This window comes from Pseudomonas sp. R76, from assembly GCF_009834565.1.
GTDB lineage: Bacteria > Pseudomonadota > Gammaproteobacteria > Pseudomonadales > Pseudomonadaceae > Aquipseudomonas.
In genome coordinates this window covers 4,539,556-4,557,057 of sequence record NZ_CP019428.1, presented here as the reverse complement: position 1 = coordinate 4,557,057, position 17,502 = coordinate 4,539,556, and the positions used below count along the sequence as shown (strand labels likewise).

Here is a 17,502-nt window from a genome sequence, read left to right as displayed (position 1 = left end):
GTTCAACCCCTGAGGTTTTTACGACATGCCAGCCGTTCGCAGCAAGATTTGCGGGATTACCCGCATAGAAGACGCGCTGGCGGCAGTCGAGGCGGGGGCGGATGCGATTGGTTTCGTGTTCTACGCCAAGAGCCCGCGGGCGGTGAATGTGCTGCAGGCGCGGGCGATCATCGCCGCGCTGCCGCCGTTCGTGACTACCGTAGGCTTGTTCGTCAACGCCAGCCGCTGTGAACTCAACGAAACCCTGGATGCCGTACAGCTCGACATGCTGCAGTTTCACGGCGACGAAAGCCCTGACGAATGTGAAAGCTATCAACGCCCATATATCAAGGCGTTGCGCGTCAAGGCCGGGGATGACATCGCCGCCGCGTGCGCGGCCTACACCGGCGCTCGCGGGATTCTGCTGGACACCTATGTCGAAGGCGTTCCCGGTGGCACGGGCGAGGCGTTTGACTGGTCGTTGATTCCCGAGGGGCTGAGCAAGCCGATCATCCTGGCGGGTGGGCTCAACCCTACGAATGTCGGGGCGGCCATCGAGCAGGTCAGGCCCTATGCCGTGGACGTCAGCGGTGGGGTGGAGCAGGGCAAGGGCATCAAGGATCACCACAAGATTCGCGCATTCATGCAGGCCGTGCGCAACAGCAGCGGTGCGATGTGACGGCTGGCAGTCTGCCGCCGTCAGTAACTACCACTGTGTAAAACAGCACCGGCGCCGCCTGCGGGAGGCCCGGAAATGAAGTGGCAACCCTGCGCTGGCAGGTTGTCTGGAAGGCTGAGGATACAGGTAGGAAATGGCCGGTCGAACGTCTGACCCCGTCCAGCTTGTGTCATCGCCACATATGAATTTAGCTCAAGGGCATACGCGGGGCTGTGTTCAAGCCACCGGTACTGGAGAAAGAAAGCATGAGCAACTGGTTAGTAGACAAACTGATCCCTTCGATCATGCGTTCCGAGGTGAAGAAAAGCTCGGTTCCTGAAGGTCTGTGGCACAAGTGCCCATCCTGCGATGCGGTGCTGTACCGCCCCGAGCTGGAAAAGACCCTGGACGTTTGCCCCAAGTGCAACCACCACATGCGTATCGGCGCCCGCGCCCGCATCGACATCTTCCTTGACGCCGATGGCCGCGCCGAACTGGGCGCTGACCTGGAGCCGGTTGACCGTCTCAAGTTCCGCGACGGCAAGAAGTACAAGGACCGCCTGACCGCTGCGCAGAAGCAGACCGGCGAGAAAGACGCGCTGATTTCCGTCAGCGGCAAGCTGCTGGGCATGCCAGTGGTGGTGTCGGCGTTTGAGTTCTCCTTCATGGGCGGCTCCATGGGCGCCATCGTCGGTGAGCGTTTTGTACGTGCCGCCAACTACGCCCTGGAAAACCGTTGCCCGATGATCTGCTTCGCCGCCTCCGGTGGCGCGCGCATGCAGGAAGCCTTGATTTCCCTGATGCAAATGGCCAAGACCTCCGCGGTACTGGCGCGCCTGCGCGAAGAAGGTATCCCGTTCATCTCCGTGCTGACCGACCCGGTCTACGGCGGCGTTTCCGCCAGCCTGGCAATGCTGGGTGATGTGATCGTCGGCGAGCCAAAAGCCCTGATCGGCTTTGCCGGCCCACGCGTGATCGAGCAGACCGTGCGCGAAAAACTGCCGGAAGGCTTCCAGCGCAGCGAGTTCCTGCTGGAGCACGGTGCCATCGACATGATCATCGCCCGTGGCGAGCTGCGCCCACGCCTGGGCAGCCTGCTGGCGCAAATGATGGGCCTGCCGACACCTGTGTACGTCGCGCCTAAAATCGAGCCGATCGTCGTGCCGCCGGTGCCTGCAAACCTATGACCCAACGTACCCTTGGCGAATGGCTCGCCTACCTTGAGCAGTTGCATCCGTCAGCCATCGACATGGGCCTGGAGCGCTCGCAACAGGTAGCGGCCCGCCTTGGGTTGGGCCGGCCGGCGCCGCGAGTGATCACGGTGACCGGCACCAACGGCAAAGGCTCTACCTGTGCCTTTGTGGCGGCGCTGCTGCAGGCCCAAGGGCTGAAAGTGGGCGTCTACAATTCCCCGCACCTGCTGCGTTATAACGAGCGGGTGCAGCTCAATGGCGTCGAAGCCACTGACGCGCAACTCTGCGAAGCCTTCGCTGCCCTGGATGTGGGGCGCGGCGAGGTTTCCCTGACTTATTTCGAGATGGGCACCCTGGCGGCGTTCTGGTTGTTCGAGCGTGCGCAATTGGACGTGGTCGTCCTCGAAGTCGGCCTGGGTGGGCGTCTGGACACGGTCAACGTCGTGGATGCCGACATGGCACTGGTCACCAGCATTGGCGTTGACCACGCTGACTATCTGGGCAACACCCGTGAGTCGGTGGCCTATGAAAAGGCCGGGATCTTCCGCCAGGGCAAGCCTGCGCTGTGTGGTGACCTGGACCCACCGCAACCCTTGCTCGACAAGGTGCGTGAGCTGGATTGCGCGTTTTTCCTGCGTGGTCGTGAATTCAATCTCGAAATTGGCACTCAGCATTGGCAATGGCGCGGGCGTGATGCACGTGGCCAGGTGGTCGAATTGCGTGACCTGCCGCTGCTGAACCTGCCGATGGAGAACGCTGCGCTCGCGCTGCAAGCCTACCTGCTGTGGGATCTGCCCTGGCAGGCCGAGCAGATTGCTGCCACCTTGCTGGCGACTCGGGTGGTGGGGCGTCTGGATCGTCGCACCTTCGAGTGGGAGGGCAAGCGCCTGAACCTGCTGCTGGATGTGGGGCACAACCCTCACGCCGCCGAATACCTGGCGCAACGCCTGTCGCGTACGCCTCCGGCCGGGCGTCGCCTGGCGGTGTTCGGGCTGCTGGCCGATAAAGACCTGGACGGCGTGGTTGCGCCGTTGCTCGGCGATGTCCAATCATGGGCCGTTGCGCCGCTGGACACGCCGCGCAGCCGCCCGGCCGCCGAGTTGGAAGTGGCCTTGCAGAACCTTGGTGCATCGGTGGCGTCGTATGCAAGCGTCACCGCCGCGCTTGAAGCCCAGTGTGCGGTGGCCACGGCCGAGGACGAGATTCTGTTGTTCGGATCATTTTATTGTGTTGCCGAGGCGCTAGAGTGGTTGGCCCGGCGCTCCACGGAGGAAGCTGCACATGGCATTACTGGATAGCGCATACAAGCAGCGAATGGTTGGAGCCCTGGTGTTGGTGGCGTTGGCGGTGATTTTTTTGCCGATGCTGTTTTCCCGCCAGGACGAGCAGCGCCAGGTAGTCGTCGAGGCGCCCGCTGCGCCCCAGGCGCCGACGGTGCCTCAGGTTCAAGTTGAGCCGGTGGTAGTGCCTGAACCGCAGGCGTTGCCGCAAGAGCCAGTGCCGGCCGACGAGGAAGTCGCCCAGCAACAGGCGCCGACTCAGCCCGTGCAACCGAGTGTTCCGGTGGTCAAGCCGGCTCCAGCTGCGCCAGTTGTGGCTGCCAAGCCTGCTGCGCCAGCGCCTGCGCCCAAGCCGGTCGCGCCGCAGCCAGCCGCGCCAGGTAAGCCGGACGTGGGCCAAAGCCGCATCGACCCGAACGGCTTGCCGATCACTTGGTCGATCCAGCTTGCCAGCCTGGCCAATCGCGAAAGCGCCGAAGCCTTGCAGAAAAAGCTGCGCACTCAAGGTTATAACGCCTATATCCGCAGTGCCGATGGCAAGAACCGCGTATTTATCGGGCCGCTGATCGAGCGCGCCGAGGCGGATCGCCTGCGGGACTTGCTGGGTCGCCAGCAGAACCTGAATGGGTTTGTGGTGCGTTTCCAGCCTGAGCGCGGTTGAATACCGCCAGCTTCTGATTGGAATACAGGCCAAATGTGGGAGCTGGCTTGCCTGCGATAGCGGTGGCTCAGTCAACAGTGATGTTGGGTGGGCCTGCCTCATCGCAGGCAAGCCAGCTCCCACATTGGTTTTTGGTGGTCTTAAAAGGGCGTTCGCCCTGCACAACTCATTGATTTGCAAAGCACCCGCAATCACAGCTTACCGATAGCCCGACGCTCTGCTAAAATGCGCCGCCTTATCCGTACGTAGGCTGCACTGTGCCATTTACCTGGGTTGATTGGGCGATCGTTGCAATCGTCGCCATCTCCGCTTTGATCAGTCTAAGCCGCGGCTTCGTAAAAGAAGCACTGTCGTTGCTGACCTGGATCATCGCAGGAGTCGTAGCCTGGATGTTCGGTGGTTCACTGTCGGTTTACCTGGCCGGGTACATCGAAACACCTTCGGCTCGCGTCATTGCGGGCTGCGCCATCATGTTCATCGCCACGCTGCTGGTGGGGGCAATGGTCAATTATCTTATTGGCGAGTTGATACGTGTCACCGGCCTCTCCGGGACCGATCGATTTCTCGGCATGGCCTTCGGCGCCGCGCGTGGCGCGCTGCTGGTGGTTGTGGCGGTCGGGCTGTTGAGCCTGGGGCCGGTACAGCAGGATTCGTGGTGGCAGGAGTCGGTACTCGTGCCAAAATTTCTATTGGTTGCAGACTGGTCCAAAAACCTCATTTTGGGGTGGAGCAGTCAGTGGCTGGCCAGCGGAATCAGCGTACCCGCTGATCTTCCGTTCAAGGAGCACCTCTTACCGGCCAAAACGCCTCAGTAAGTTGTGTTCAGTCAAGATTCATTAAGTAGGGGTTGCGTCGCATGTGTGGCATCGTCGGTATCGTCGGTAAGTCGAACGTGAATCAGGCGCTGTATGACGCGCTAACCGTCCTCCAGCACCGCGGCCAGGACGCTGCCGGTATTGTGACCAGCCACGACGGCCGGTTATTCCTGCGCAAGGACAATGGCCTGGTACGTGACGTGTTCCATCAGCGTCACATGCAGCGCCTCGTCGGGCACATGGGTATTGGCCATGTGCGTTACCCGACTGCCGGTAGCTCGACCTCGGCCGAAGCTCAACCGTTCTACGTCAACTCGCCTTACGGCATCACCCTGGCGCATAACGGTAACCTGACCAACGTTGAACAGCTGGCCAAGGAGATTTACGAATCTGACCTGCGCCACGTCAACACCAGTTCCGACTCGGAAGTGCTGCTCAACGTGTTCGCTCACGAGCTGGCCCAGCGCGGCAAGCTGCAGCCGACCGAAGAAGACGTGTTCGCTGCCGTGACTGACGTGCACAACCGTTGCGTCGGTGGTTACGCGGTTGTGGCCATGGTTACCGGGTACGGCATCGTTGGTTTCCGTGACCCGCACGGCATCCGCCCGATCGTGTTCGGCCAGCGTCACACCGACGAAGGCGTCGAGTACATGATCGCTTCCGAAAGCGTGTCCCTGGACGTGCTGGGTTTTACCCTGATCCGCGACCTCGCGCCGGGCGAAGCGGTGTACATCACCGAAGATGGCAAGCTGCACACCCGCCAGTGCGCGGTGGCGCCGAAACTTACCCCGTGCATCTTCGAACACGTCTACCTGGCGCGTCCGGATTCGATCATCGACGGCGTTTCGGTGTACAAGGCGCGTCTGCGCATGGGTGAGAAGCTCGCCGAGAAGATCCTGCGTGAACGTCCAGAGCACGACATCGACGTTGTGATCCCGATCCCGGACACCAGCCGTACCGCTGCGCTGGAGCTGGCTAACCACTTGGGCGTCAAGTTCCGCGAAGGCTTCGTCAAAAACCGTTACATCGGCCGTACCTTCATCATGCCGGGCCAGGCGGCGCGCAAGAAGTCGGTACGCCAGAAGCTCAACGCCATTGAGCTTGAGTTCCGCGGCAAGAACGTGATGTTGGTGGATGACTCCATCGTGCGTGGCACCACGTGCAAGCAGATCATCCAGATGGCCCGCGAAGCCGGTGCGAAGAACGTGTATTTCTGTTCCGCAGCACCTGCCGTGCGTTACCCGAACGTGTACGGTATCGACATGCCGAGCGCTCACGAACTGATCGCTCACAACCGTTCCACCCAGGACGTGGCCGACCTGATCGGTGCCGACTGGCTGATCTATCAGGACCTGCCTGACCTGATCGAAGCGGTGGGCGGTGGCAAGATCAAGATCGAGCAGTTCGACTGCGCGGTGTTCGATGGCAAATACGTGACCGGTGATGTCGACGAGGCTTACCTGAACAAGATCGAGCAGGCGCGTAATGACTCGTCGAAGATCAAGACCCAGGCGGTCAGCGCGATCATCGACCTGTACAACAACTGAGTAAACACCGGCCCTGAGGGGCCGGTTTTGTATCTTAAATAAAGAATTGAGTAAGGAGTCGCAGCATGAGTCAGGAATGGGATGCCGGTCGCTTGGACAGCGACCTCGATGGCGTAGCTTTCGATACCCTGGCTGTGCGCGCCGGCCAGCACCGCACCCCGGAAGGTGAACATGGTGACCCGATGTTCTTCACCTCCAGCTATGTGTTTCGCACCGCCGCCGACGCCGCCGCGCGCTTTGCCGGTGAAGTGCCGGGCAACGTCTATTCGCGCTACACCAACCCGACCGTGCGAGCATTCGAAGAGCGCATCGCGGCACTGGAAGGCGCTGAGCAGGCGGTGGCCACGGCAACCGGCATGGCCGCCATCCTCGCGGTGGTCATGAGCCTGTGCAGCGCTGGCGACCACGTGCTGGTGTCGCGCAGCGTGTTCGGTTCGACCATCAGCTTGTTCGAGAAGTATTTCAAGCGCTTCGGTATTGAAGTGGACTACGTGCCCCTGGCGGATTTGTCCGGCTGGGATGCGGCGATCAAGGCCAATACCAAGCTGTTGTTCGTCGAATCGCCGTCCAACCCATTGGCCGAATTGGTGGATATCGCCGCATTGTCCGAAGTGGCGCACGCCAAGGGCGCGATGCTGGTGGTCGACAACTGCTTCTGCACGCCCGCGTTGCAGCAACCGTTGAAGCTGGGCGCGGACATTGTTGTGCACTCGGCCACCAAGTTCATCGACGGCCAGGGCCGTTGCATGGGCGGTGTGGTTGCCGGGCGTAGCGAACAAATGAAAGAAGTGGTGGGTTTCCTGCGCACTGCCGGCCCGACCCTGAGCCCGTTCAACGCGTGGATCTTCCTCAAGGGCCTGGAAACCCTCAGCCTGCGGATGAAAGCCCATTGCGCCAACGCCCAGGCACTGGCCGAGTGGCTGGAGCAGCAGGACGGTATCGAGAAGGTCCACTACGCCGGCCTCAAGAGCCATCCGCAACACGAGTTGGCCCAGCGCCAGCAGCGCGGTTTCGGCGCCGTGGTCAGCTTTGAAGTGAAGGGCGGCAAAGAGGGCGCCTGGCGCTTTATCGATGCGACGCGGCTGATTTCCATCACTGCCAACCTGGGTGACAGCAAGACCACCATCACCCACCCGAGCACTACGTCCCACGGCCGCCTGGCGCCGCAAGAGCGTGAAGCGGCCGGCATCCGTGACAGCCTGATCCGCATCGCGGTGGGCCTGGAAGATGTGGCTGACTTGCAGGCTGACCTGGCCCGCGGGCTGGCGGCCTTGTGATCGAGTGGTCCATGGAAGCTGCAGCGGTCGGTAACGGCCGCGTCGCACTGGTCACCGGCGCCGCGCGGGGCATTGGCCTTGGAATTGCTGCGTGGCTGATCAGCGAAGGCTGGCAGGTGGTGTTGACCGACCTGGACCGCGAGCGCGGTTCCAAGGTGTCCAAGGTGCTGGGCGACAACGCCTGGTTTATCACCATGGACGTTGCCGATGAGAAGCAAGTCGCCCAGGGCGTTGCCGAGGTGCTGGGGCAATTCGGGCGTTTGGATGCGTTGGTGTGCAATGCGGCCGTGGCTGACCCGCGCAATATCACCCTGGAAAGCCTCGACCTGGCGTATTGGAACCGCGTGTTGGCGGTGAACCTCAGTGGGCCGATGCTGCTGGCCAAGCACTGTGCGCCGTACCTGCGTGCCCATGGCGGTGCCATCGTCAACCTGGCGTCGACCCGGGCGCGTCAGTCGGAGCCCGACACCGAGGCCTATGCCGCGAGCAAGGGCGGCCTGCTGGCCCTGACGCACGCCTTGGCCATGAGCCTGGGGCCGGAGGTGCGGGTGAATGCCGTCAGCCCTGGCTGGATCGATGCGCGGGATCCTGCCGCGCGGCGTGCCGAGCCGTTGACCGATGCCGACCACGCCCAGCATCCGGCGGGCAGGGTGGGCACGGTTGAGGACGTGGCGGCGATGGTGGCGTGGCTGCTGTCGCGTCAGGCGGGGTTTGTCACCGGGCAGGAGTTCGTGGTGGACGGTGGCATGAGCAAGAAGATGATTTACAGCGAGTAGGGCGGATAGCCGTCTTGAAGCCATTTTGTCTTTTTCAGAAAAACTTCAAGCAGGCTATTGACTTAGGTCTGCTACCTGCGTAAATTTCGCGGCCTCAACGAAGCAAAGGGTGATTAGCTCAGCTGGGAGAGCATCTGCCTTACAAGCAGAGGGTCGGCGGTTCGATCCCGTCATCACCCACCACTTCTTGAGAGTTTTGCCTTAGGGCAAGACGCAACGTTAAAGGTTGCACCGACGCGCAGCGGTAGTTCAGTCGGTTAGAATACCGGCCTGTCACGCCGGGGGTCGCGGGTTCGAGTCCCGTCCGCTGCGCCATATTTTCCAGGTTCGACACGTCGGGCTTGAGATTGAACAGCCAAGGCTGATCGATCAGATGTTTAAAGACTGTTGAGGGTTTACGCTCAACTGGTCAAGCGATACGCAGCGGTAGTTCAGTCGGTTAGAATACCGGCCTGTCACGCCGGGGGTCGCGGGTTCGAGTCCCGTCCGCTGCGCCATATCTGCCTCAAGGCCCACTGAACGCCTTGAAGCACAAAGAAAGCCTCAGGTTTACTTTGATCCGATAGCAAAGACCCTGGTCGAAAGACCGGGGTTTTTTGTTTCTGCGATTTGGCTTTATGTGGGAGCGAGCAAGCCCGCTCCCACAATTAGATTGTGGTCAGAACCCCAACTTATCCCGCAACCCGTAATACCACGCGCCCAGCGCGGCAAATGGCGTGCGCAACAATTGCCCGCCCGGGAACGGGTAGTGCGGCAGGTCGGCAAACGCATCAAAACGCTCTGCCTGACCTCTTAACGCCTCCGCCAGTACCTTGCCTGCCAGGTGCGTGTACGTCACGCCGTGGCCGCTGCAGCCTTGCGAGTAATAGATGTTATCGCCCAGGCGCCCGACCTGCGGCAGGCGCGACAGGGTCAGCAGGAAATTGCCGGTCCAGGCGTAATCGATTTTCACATCCTTGAGCTGCGGGAAGGCCTTGAGCATCTTCGGACGGATGATCGCCTCAATGTTCGCCGGGTCGCGCGCGCCATATACCACGCCGCCGCCGAAAATCAGTCGCTTGTCGCTGGTGAGGCGGTAGTAGTCGAGCAGGTAGTTGCAGTCTTCGACGCAGTAATCCTGCGGCAGCAACGTCTTGGCCAGCTCATCGCCCAGCGGTGCCGTGGTGATGACCTGCGTGCCGCACGGCATCGATTTGGCTGCGAGCTCCGGCACCAGGTTGCCCAAGTAGGCATTCCCCGCGACGATGATGAACTTGGCCCTGACCTTGCCTTCGGCAGTGTGCACCACCGGATTGGCGCCGCGCTCAATGCGCACTGCTGCCGATTGCTCGTAGATCGTGCCGCCCAGGGATTCCACGGCAGCCGCTTCGCCCAGCGCCAGGTTTAGCGGATGAATGTGCCCGCCGCTCATGTCCAGCAGGCCACCGACGTAGTTGTCACAGGCCACCACTTCGCGAATGCGACGCTCATCCAGCAACTCAAGCTGAGTATGGCCATAACGTTCCCACAGGCGCTTCTGCGACTCCAGGTGGCCCATGTGCTTGCTGTTGAGAGCAGCGAACACGCCGCCGTCCTTCAAATCGCACTGGATCTGATACTTGGCCACCCGCTCGCGAATGATCTTGCCGCCCTCAAATGCCATTTGCCCCAGCAACTGCGCCTGCCTGGGACCGACACTGCGCTCGATCACATCTATATCGCGGCTGTAGCTGTTGACGATCTGCCCACCATTACGGCCTGATGCGCCAAACCCCACCTTGGCAGCTTCCAGCACGGTGACGCGAAAACCGTTTTCCAGCAAAAACAGCGCGCTGGAAAGGCCGGTGTAGCCGGCGCCAATCACGCACGCATCGGTTTCGACTTCGCCTTGCAGTACCGGGCGAGGCGGAACCGCATTCGCGGACGCGGCGTAATACGACTGGGGGTAGGGGGTGTTCGCCATCCTGGAACCTCTGTTTTATATTTTTTACGAGTGCCCAGATCCTACCTGAGTTAAAAATTGCCTGCCAGCCACCCGAAAATCCGGGGTGTACCCGTCGCAAATAAATAATTCGCATATTCATAGGGTTAGCTGCAAAAAAGATGTTGACACCCCTCCGGAATTCCGTAGAATGCCGCCTCACAGCAGGCACGTAGCTCAGTTGGTTAGAGCACCACCTTGACATGGTGGGGGTCGTTGGTTCGAGTCCAATCGCGCCTACCAAACAAAATCCGCTCTGCTGGGCGGTCTAGAAGGGTTCACCGAAAGGTGGGCCCTTTTTTGTTGTCTGCGATTTGCAAAACTTTTGCAAAACTCCCACTTCAGAACGCCAATTCGGCGCCTGTGTGTTTAAACACCCGGCAAACTGGGAGTCTGCCGGGACTGACGAGCTATTAAGGCATTAAGACCGAATCTACAACGTGGATCACGCCGTTGGACTGCATCACGTCTGCGATGCTGATGCCAGCCTTACCGCCTTTGGCATCTACCACCCACAGCTTGCCGTCATGCAGCTTGATATTTAGCGATTCACCTTGAACTGTTTTCAACACCACGGTGCCGCCGTTCTTTTTGGCATCTGCCATCAGTTGCGCCGATGTGTGAGTGCCAGGCACGACGTGGTAGGTCAGAATTTTAGTCAGATCGGCTTTGTGTTCAGGCTTGACCAGTGTATCGACGGTCCCTGCTGGCAGCTTGGCAAAGGCTTCGTTCGTTGGGGCGAATACAGTGAAAGGGCCTTTGCTGTTAAGCGTATCGACCAATCCGGCAGCCTTGACTGCAGCTACCAGCGTCGTGTGGTCCTTCGAATTGACCGCGTTCTCGACAATGGTTTTGCTTGGGTACATCGCTGCCCCTCCGACCATCACTGCATCGGCGGCAAAGCTGAGCGTGGCAGTGACGGAGAGGATCGCGAAGCAGGCTGCAGCAGCAAATTTTTTGTAAAAAGCGTGCATGGTGTATCTCCTTGGCTCTTATGCCCTCCGAGTGAGGGTATTGAATCTACGAGCCAGAAACCAAACCGGATGCACTAATTCACGAAATAATTTTTACGGGCGACTTGCGCCTGTTGTTTGATGCCGCTGGCATTCCGTCCACGCTGGATGCCTGGACAGGAAGACTGTAGATTCAGTCCCTAAAGGATGATGCACGCACGAGGAGTGGAGTTTTGCGCAAACTGATTGTTGTGCTGTTGCTCGGTGTTCCGTGCAGTTTTCCCGTAATCGCTGGTGATGGCAGTCCGGTCAAGGTTTCGGCCTTTGGAGCGATTGTTTCATCGATTGGTTTTGCGTACTCAGAATGAGACGAGCTCAGTCAGCGACATCGAGCTGGCTGAAGCTGTTTTGGTTTACGAATTACCCTAGAAGAGTGGAGTTTCGACCGCTTGTAGCTAGCTCATGCTGGTTTTTTGCACCCGGTCAGCAGTGCTACAGTCCTGCCAAACTAAAGAGGGAACGATCCGGCGTGTTTACGATGCGCTCGGGCGAGTTTTCACTGCAACCCGAAGGCATCTCGATTCATCGGCCGATGCAGTGAGTTAACGAGGCGTATGAATTGATCCCTTATATGCGGGGTTCTTGTAATCGCAAGATCCGCCGCCGTACGCTCTGCTCGAGACTCACTTGAAGTCTTCACATACCCACAGAATTGCAAATAGTTGAAGGATTGACGATTGAGTACTCGTATCGAAATGATGGTCAACCCTGGAGATGAGGAGCGCTCAGCTATCCTCAGGCCGTTACGGGCTCACAATCGCGCACAAGCAGGCGATCCAAAACCGGAATCTCTAGCGCTGCTAGTCCGCGATGAGCACACCAACGAAATAATTGGGGGGCTTTATGGTGAGATATTTTATCGCTGGCTCTTCATTGAGCTGCTAGCCATCCCCGAGCAGTCTAGAGGTCAAGGTACGGGTTCACGCCTGATGGAAATGGCGGAAAATACTGCACTTGAAAGAGGCTGCGTCGGAATCTGGCTCGATACCTTTGATTTCCAGGCGCCTGCCTTCTATGAAAGACATGGGTTCACTGAGTTCGGCCATCTCGATAATTTCCCCCCTCAACATAGGCGCCTTTTTTTCCAGAAACGATTGGTGACAGCCTCTGACTGATCCGCCCATGCCTGAGCCAATGCTTGAGTAGGGAATGTTTTGGATTGCGGGGGGCTTGCTCTCAATCGAACTTGAGCATTCCAGTTACCAGAGGGAAGGGAGCGAATGTTAGCCATGGTTGACGCCTCATAATGTGAATGGGCGTTCTCTTAGGGCATAAGCTACGTGGCCTAGCGCTTAGCAGGGTCGCTCTTGACATGGTGGGGGGGGCGTTGGTTCGAGTCCAATCGCGCCTACCAAACAAAATCCGCTCTGTTGTGCGGTCTAGAAGGGCTCACCGAAAGGTGAGCCTTTTTTTGTTGCCTGGAATTCGGGCAATAGCTCATCCAGCCACCGTGTGGCTTGCTCTAAAGGAGGCGCGCGGGTCAGCAGAACAGCGTAGCCACCGATAACAGGCAGATGATCTGAACAACCATCTGGCAGCGTATTTCACCATTGGTTGTCGCCATACTCATTTGTCCGGCATACATAGTGGCTACCCTCCTCGTCGGCGATTGTGCCGTTCGCCATGCGCAAGAATGCGCACCGCTCCATTGAGTATAGGTCTGGAACAGGATTCTTCACGGTCAAGCCGCTCCGGTGCGATTGAGCACGCTTTCCCCGGCCCCCGCCGGCAACCGATACACATCGATCAGCCCCAGCACGCCAAGCAATGCCACGCCTGCGAACGCCACCCGAAAATCCCCGGCGCTGGCGTGTGCCTCATGCCCTTGCGCAGCCATGGACGCGCGCAGCAGCAGTGCTGCAATCGACACGCCCAAGCCCATCGCCAGTTGAAACGCCATGCTGAATAGGGCGGATGCTTCACTCATGCGTGCCTTGGGCACATCGGCGAAGCCAATCGAGTTGTAGCAGGTGAACTGCATCGACCGCGATAGCCCGCCCACAAACAGCACTGCCGCAATCAGCGTCAGCGGCGTTTGCGCGGTAAACAAGGCGCAGGCGGCAACGAGGCTGACGCCGATCACGCCGTTGACGAGCAATACCTGGCGAAACCCAAAGCGCTGCATGATGGCTGTCGTGAAGGGTTTCATGGCCAGGTTGCCAGCAAATACCGCCAGCACCAACAACCCCGCATCCACTGGCGACAAACCAAAGCCCACCTGAAACAACAGCGGCAGCAAAAACGGCAAGGCGCTGATGGCCAGGCGGAATAGTGAACCACCCAAAATGCTGACCCGGAATGTCGCGATCGACAGCGTGTGCAGCGGCAATAACGGTTCGGCATGCCGACGGCAATGCTGCACGGCCCATACCGCAAGCGCTGCACCTGCCGCCGCGAGCGCGAAACCGGGCAGCAGTGTTTCACTGGTCTGGTTGCCCAGCCACTCCAGCCCGCCCAGCAGTGCCACGCAGGCGCTCGCCAACAGCACAAAGCCTTTGCCATCGAATTTGCGCACGCTCGCCTCACGGCCCTTGGGCACAAGCCACAGCGCGGCAACCAGGGCCAGCGCGCCCAGCGGCACGTTCACGTAGAAAATCCACGGCCACGATGCATGGGTCACGATCAAGCCACCCACCAATGGCCCAAGAATCGGTGCCACCAAGCCGGGCCAGGTGATCACCGCAATCATGTTCACCAGGTCTTTCTTGTCGGTATTACGCAGCACCGCCAGGCGCCCCACGGGCACCATCAGCGCCCCGCCGATGCCTTGCAGCACCCGCGCGATCACGAACATCTCAAGGCTCTGGCTAAACCCGCAGAGCAGCGACGCCAGGGTAAACACGATGATCGCGCCAGCGAACACCTGGCGTGCGCCAAAGCGGTCAGCAATCCAGCTGGACGCCGGGATGAAAATCGCCACGGCCAGAATGTAGGCCGTGATGCCGATGTTCATGTCCACCGGTGTTACCCCAAAGGCGGCTGCCATGGTCGGCAGAGCGGTGGCGATCACCGTGGCGTCGAGGTTCTCCATGAAAAAAGTCACGGCGACCACCAGAGCGATCAAACGCATTTGCACGCCTGAGATGGGTGTAGCGGAAGAAGTCACCAGTGCCACCTCTTTTCAATGAAAATCGATTGCTGTCCACAATACCGGCTCAGTCCTGTGCTCGCACGTTTGGGTCGACGCGCCTAAGTCAGGCTCTTCCAAAACGTCGGATTATGCCGCTGCGCAAGCCAGAGTGAGCCAGTCATACTCACGGGTCATTGAATTCAGCCTGGGAGCTTGAAGTGGAATGTGAAATGGAAGTGTCGTTCGATGTGACGGCGCAGGAGCGTGAGGACATCCTCAAACCGTTGAGGGCTTACAACACCCGCCATATCGGTGACATCAAGTTTGAATCGGTCGGCATTTTGTTACGTGATTCGACCAGTCGAGCGGTGGTAGGCGGGCTCTATGGGAGCATTTCTTTAGGATGGTTGTTCGTTGAACTCCTGAGCGTTCCGCAAGAGATGCGCGCCCAAGGTACCGGTAGGCGTTTGATGCGCGCCGCCGAGGCGTTAGCTCGGCAAAAGGGCTGCATCGGGATCTGGCTGGATACGTTCAGCTTCCAGGCGCCGGAATTTTATCGAAAGCAAGGCTTCAGCGAGGTGGGTCATATCGCTGACTACCCTGCGGGCCACCAACGCTATTTTTTCCAAAAGCGTCTGGCTTGAATCCCCGCACGGCGCCGGATCACCTGGCGCCAATCACCCACAAAATTTATTGGTTTGCAGCAACAATTTTTCTTGTTGGACACCCCCCGGCCCCAAGCAGCAAAGTTGCCGCCACTGACGCTCGACCTTCCAGGTCAACAATAAAAGCCGCGCCGGGCTGCACGCTATTTTCATGCTGTGAACTCGTTGTTCACATCCTGCCGTAATGGCGCCGCAGCGCGCATTCAAGGACCTCATCGTCATGCAAACTGTTGTGAACCTATGGCCGTTGATCGGCGTACTTGTCATCGTGGTTGGCTTCGTCTTGCGCTTCAATCCGCTGTTGGTGGTGACTGCTGCCGCCATCGCTACCGGGCTCGCCGCCCACTTCCCGTTGGAAAAAATCCTCGCCAGCATGGGTGATGGTTTCCTTCAGACCCGCGCGCTGCAACTGATCCTGTTATTGCCCCTGGCGGTCATTGGCCTGCTCGAGCGCCATGGTCTGCGTCTGCATGCGCAAAACTGGATAGCGCGTTTCGAGCGCGCCACGGTCGGACGTTTGTTGATCATCTACCTGTTTGTGCGCGAGTCCACGGCGGCCATGGGGCTGACCAGCCTGGGCGGGCACCCGCAAATGGTGCGGCCGCTGCTGGCGCCGATGGCCGAAGGGGCGGCGGAAAAACGCTACGGCAAGCTGCCGGACAAACTACGCCACAAAGTATTGGCCATGTGCGCGGCGACCGATAACGTCGGGCTGTTTTTTGGCGAAGACATCTTTGTCGCCTTTGGTGCGATTGCGCTGATGCACACCTTCCTGCTGGGCTCGGGCATTGACGTGGAACCGTTGCACATTGCGGTGTGGGGCATCCCGACGGCGATCTGTGCGTTTATCATCCATGCGATTCGCCTGCATCGGTTTGATCGAAGACTCACGCGTGAAATGACATCCGCCGCCACGCCTGTGGAGGCAGCGCAATGATCATCTCGATTCAATACCTGTATTGGCTTGCCGGTGTTTTGCTGCTGATTACTGCGGGCATGATCCTGCTCGATCGAACCCACCCGAAGCGCTGGTCGACCGCGTTGTTCTGGCTGCTGTTCGCTATTCCGTTCCTGGTCGGGGAGCGCTTGCCGTCGGTGGTTATCGGTGCCGGTGTGGTGGTGATGGCATTGATTGCAGGCTTGGGCGGCGTCGGCCGCGGCAAACATGCCGAATTGCATGACAAAGCGTCTCGCGCGAGTGCCGGTCGTTTGGGGCACAAATTGTTTATCCCGGCGCTGGCCATTCCCCTGACCACGGTGATTGGTTCGGTACTGCTCAAACACACCGAAATCGGCGGCGTGCCGCTGCTGGACCCGAAAAACACCACCTTTGTGTCGTTGGGCATTGGTTGCCTGATCGCCCTCGGCCTGGCGTGCTGGCTGACCCGCGACACACCGGTACAAGCCTTGCGCGAGTCCCGGCGCCTGACCGAGGCCCTGGGTTGGGCCATGGTGTTGCCGCAAATGCTGGCGATGCTCGGGCTGCTGTTCAATGAAGCTGGAGTCGGCACGGCTGTCGCTCATGTCACCACCACCTATATCAACCTGGATTTCAAGTTGGTGGCGGTAATGGTCTATGTGTTGGGCATGGCCTTGTTTACGGTGATCATGGGTAACGGTTTTGCGGCATTCCCGGTCATGACCGGAGGTGTCGGCGTGCCGGTGCTGGTGGGCATCTATGGCGGTAACCCGGCGGTGATGGCGGCGATCGGCATGTTCTCCGGCTATTGCGGTACGCTGATGACGCCGATGGCGGCCAACTTCAATATCGTCCCGGCGGCGTTGCTGGAACTGCCGGACAAAAATGCGGTGATCAAGGCGCAAATTCCGACGGCGTTGATGATGCTGGTGGTGAATATTGTCCTGCTTTATCTGTTGATGTGAGGACCGGATGCAAACAGTACTGCTGACGGGCTTCGAGCCCTTTGACCAAGACCTGATCAACCCATCCTGGGAGGCCGCACGCCAGTTGGATGGCGTGCAACTGGCCGAGGATGTGCAAATTGTGGCGCGTCGCCTGCCCTGCGCGTTTGCCACGGCGGGGGAGTGCCTGGCCGAGCTGATCGCCGAGCTGCGTCCGGTGATGGTCATCGCCACGGGGCTCGGGCCTGGGCGCAGTGATTTATCCATGGAGCGGGTGGCGATCAACGTGAATGATGCACGTATCCCCGACAACCTGGGCGCGCAACCTGTAGACACGGCGGTGGTGGCCGGCGGGCCGGCAGCCTATTTCAGCACGTTGCCGATCAAGGCCATGGTCAAGGCCGTGCGCGAGGCGGGGGTTGCAGCGTCGGTTTCGCAGACGGCGGGAACCTTCGTGTGTAACCAGGTGTTTTACCTGTTGCAGCACGCACTTGCCGGTACGGCAATACGCAGTGGTTTTATCCATGTGCCCCCCATGCCGGAACAGGTCACTGGCGTGGCGCAGCCTTCGATGGCATTGGAGACATTGGTTAAAGGTTTACGGGTTGCGGTTCAGGCGGCTTGGGGCACGCAAGTGGACATCGCGCAAACCGGAGGGCAGGTCAGCTGACCTCGCCTGGGAACGAAGAACCGAAGGGAAAGCGGCCCAGTGGTGACAGACAATTTTTTTGCAAAACCAAGGTTC

The 17,502-nt window shown here is 59.6% G+C and carries 17 protein-coding genes, 4 tRNA genes and 1 pseudogene; 18 read left to right on the top strand and 4 right to left on the bottom strand.

Annotated elements, in window-relative coordinates:
- Positions 1 to 25 precede the first annotated feature (25 nt).
- The 11 genes from PspR76_RS20415 (at position 26) to PspR76_RS20365 (ending at position 8,683) form a co-directional block, all read left to right on the top strand.
- A complete protein-coding gene (locus tag PspR76_RS20415; RefSeq protein WP_159958182.1) occupies positions 26 to 658 on the top strand; it encodes a phosphoribosylanthranilate isomerase in 633 nt (210 codons plus the stop codon).
- A gap of 245 nt (positions 659 to 903) precedes the next feature.
- Positions 904 to 1,824 (top strand): acetyl-CoA carboxylase, carboxyltransferase subunit beta, encoded by a 921-nt coding sequence (gene accD, locus PspR76_RS20410; protein ID WP_159958180.1) that lies wholly within the window; start codon positions 904 to 906, stop codon positions 1,822 to 1,824.
- The gene (gene folC, locus PspR76_RS20405) at positions 1,821 to 3,128 is read left to right on the top strand and encodes a bifunctional tetrahydrofolate synthase/dihydrofolate synthase (RefSeq protein WP_159958178.1); all 1,308 of its coding nucleotides are present in this window, start codon (positions 1,821 to 1,823) and stop codon (positions 3,126 to 3,128) included. The genes accD and folC overlap by 4 nt, the downstream gene beginning before the upstream one ends.
- A complete protein-coding gene (locus PspR76_RS20400; RefSeq protein WP_159958176.1) occupies positions 3,112 to 3,771 on the top strand; it encodes an SPOR domain-containing protein in 660 nt (219 codons plus the stop codon). Before folC ends, PspR76_RS20400 begins: the two co-directional genes overlap by 17 nt.
- Positions 3,772 to 4,028: 257 nt before the next feature.
- Entirely contained in the window at positions 4,029 to 4,586 is a 558-nt protein-coding gene (locus PspR76_RS20395; RefSeq protein WP_003192538.1) for a CvpA family protein, read from the top strand.
- A 41-nt stretch (positions 4,587 to 4,627) separates the two neighbouring features.
- Positions 4,628 to 6,133 (top strand): amidophosphoribosyltransferase, encoded by a 1,506-nt coding sequence (gene purF, locus PspR76_RS20390; RefSeq protein WP_058426877.1) that lies wholly within the window; start codon positions 4,628 to 4,630, stop codon positions 6,131 to 6,133.
- A 65-nt stretch (positions 6,134 to 6,198) separates the two neighbouring features.
- A complete protein-coding gene (locus PspR76_RS20385) occupies positions 6,199 to 7,410 on the top strand; it encodes an O-succinylhomoserine sulfhydrylase (RefSeq protein ID WP_010566994.1) in 1,212 nt (403 codons plus the stop codon).
- 11 nt (positions 7,411 to 7,421) lie between these two features.
- Positions 7,422 to 8,186 (top strand): SDR family oxidoreductase, encoded by a 765-nt coding sequence (locus PspR76_RS20380; protein WP_078827012.1) that lies wholly within the window; start codon positions 7,422 to 7,424, stop codon positions 8,184 to 8,186.
- A gap of 107 nt (positions 8,187 to 8,293) precedes the next feature.
- Positions 8,294 to 8,369 (top strand) — tRNA-Val (locus PspR76_RS20375).
- Positions 8,370 to 8,424: 55 nt separating this feature from the next.
- A tRNA-Asp gene (locus tag PspR76_RS20370) sits at positions 8,425 to 8,501 on the top strand.
- A gap of 105 nt (positions 8,502 to 8,606) precedes the next feature.
- Positions 8,607 to 8,683, top strand: a tRNA-Asp gene (locus PspR76_RS20365).
- A gap of 161 nt (positions 8,684 to 8,844) precedes the next feature.
- Here the strand turns inward: PspR76_RS20365 and PspR76_RS20360 are convergent.
- Positions 8,845 to 10,128 carry an NAD(P)/FAD-dependent oxidoreductase gene (locus tag PspR76_RS20360; protein ID WP_159958174.1) on the bottom strand — a complete coding sequence of 428 codons (1,284 nt, stop codon included), beginning with the start codon at positions 10,126 to 10,128 and terminating at the stop codon, positions 8,845 to 8,847.
- 184 nt (positions 10,129 to 10,312) lie between these two features.
- On the opposite strand from PspR76_RS20360, the gene PspR76_RS20355 reads away from it, so the two are divergent.
- Positions 10,313 to 10,389 (top strand) — tRNA-Val (locus PspR76_RS20355).
- A gap of 170 nt (positions 10,390 to 10,559) precedes the next feature.
- Here the strand turns inward: PspR76_RS20355 and PspR76_RS20350 are convergent.
- Positions 10,560 to 11,120: a fasciclin domain-containing protein gene (locus tag PspR76_RS20350; protein WP_159958172.1), complete on the bottom strand. Its 561-nt coding sequence runs from the start codon at positions 11,118 to 11,120 to the stop codon at positions 10,560 to 10,562.
- Positions 11,121 to 11,332: 212 nt separating this feature from the next.
- Here PspR76_RS20350 and PspR76_RS31450 point away from each other — a divergent pair, with 212 nt between their 5' ends.
- Both PspR76_RS31450 and PspR76_RS20345 read left to right on the top strand, forming a co-directional pair.
- Complete coding sequence (locus PspR76_RS31450) at positions 11,333 to 11,467, top strand: hypothetical protein (RefSeq protein ID WP_257792517.1); 135 nt, start codon at positions 11,333 to 11,335, stop codon at positions 11,465 to 11,467.
- Between the two features lie 369 nt (positions 11,468 to 11,836).
- Positions 11,837 to 12,274 (top strand): GNAT family N-acetyltransferase, encoded by a 438-nt coding sequence (locus tag PspR76_RS20345; protein WP_159958170.1) that lies wholly within the window; start codon positions 11,837 to 11,839, stop codon positions 12,272 to 12,274.
- Here the strand turns inward: PspR76_RS20345 and PspR76_RS31515 are convergent.
- Positions 12,256 to 12,390: pseudogene (locus PspR76_RS31515) on the bottom strand (tyrosine-type recombinase/integrase); the annotation flags it as partial. The gene PspR76_RS20345 and the pseudogene PspR76_RS31515 overlap by 19 nt on opposite strands.
- A gap of 450 nt (positions 12,391 to 12,840) precedes the next feature.
- Positions 12,841 to 14,229 (bottom strand): DHA2 family efflux MFS transporter permease subunit, encoded by a 1,389-nt coding sequence (locus PspR76_RS20335; protein ID WP_159958168.1) that lies wholly within the window; start codon positions 14,227 to 14,229, stop codon positions 12,841 to 12,843.
- A 230-nt stretch (positions 14,230 to 14,459) separates the two neighbouring features.
- Between PspR76_RS20335 and PspR76_RS20330 the strand changes: the two genes are divergently transcribed.
- From PspR76_RS20330 to pcp, 4 genes are all read left to right on the top strand, one after another.
- Positions 14,460 to 14,873, top strand: coding sequence for a GNAT family N-acetyltransferase (locus PspR76_RS20330; RefSeq protein ID WP_159958166.1), 414 nt, complete (start codon positions 14,460 to 14,462; stop codon positions 14,871 to 14,873).
- A 241-nt stretch (positions 14,874 to 15,114) separates the two neighbouring features.
- Positions 15,115 to 15,831: a DUF969 domain-containing protein gene (locus PspR76_RS20325; protein WP_159958164.1), complete on the top strand. Its 717-nt coding sequence runs from the start codon at positions 15,115 to 15,117 to the stop codon at positions 15,829 to 15,831.
- Complete coding sequence (locus PspR76_RS20320) at positions 15,828 to 16,778, top strand: DUF979 domain-containing protein (protein WP_159958162.1); 951 nt, start codon at positions 15,828 to 15,830, stop codon at positions 16,776 to 16,778. Before PspR76_RS20325 ends, PspR76_RS20320 begins: the two co-directional genes overlap by 4 nt.
- Positions 16,779 to 16,785: 7 nt before the next feature.
- Positions 16,786 to 17,427: a pyroglutamyl-peptidase I gene (gene pcp, locus PspR76_RS20315; protein ID WP_159958160.1), complete on the top strand. Its 642-nt coding sequence runs from the start codon at positions 16,786 to 16,788 to the stop codon at positions 17,425 to 17,427.
- Positions 17,428 to 17,502: the final 75 nt, after the last annotated feature.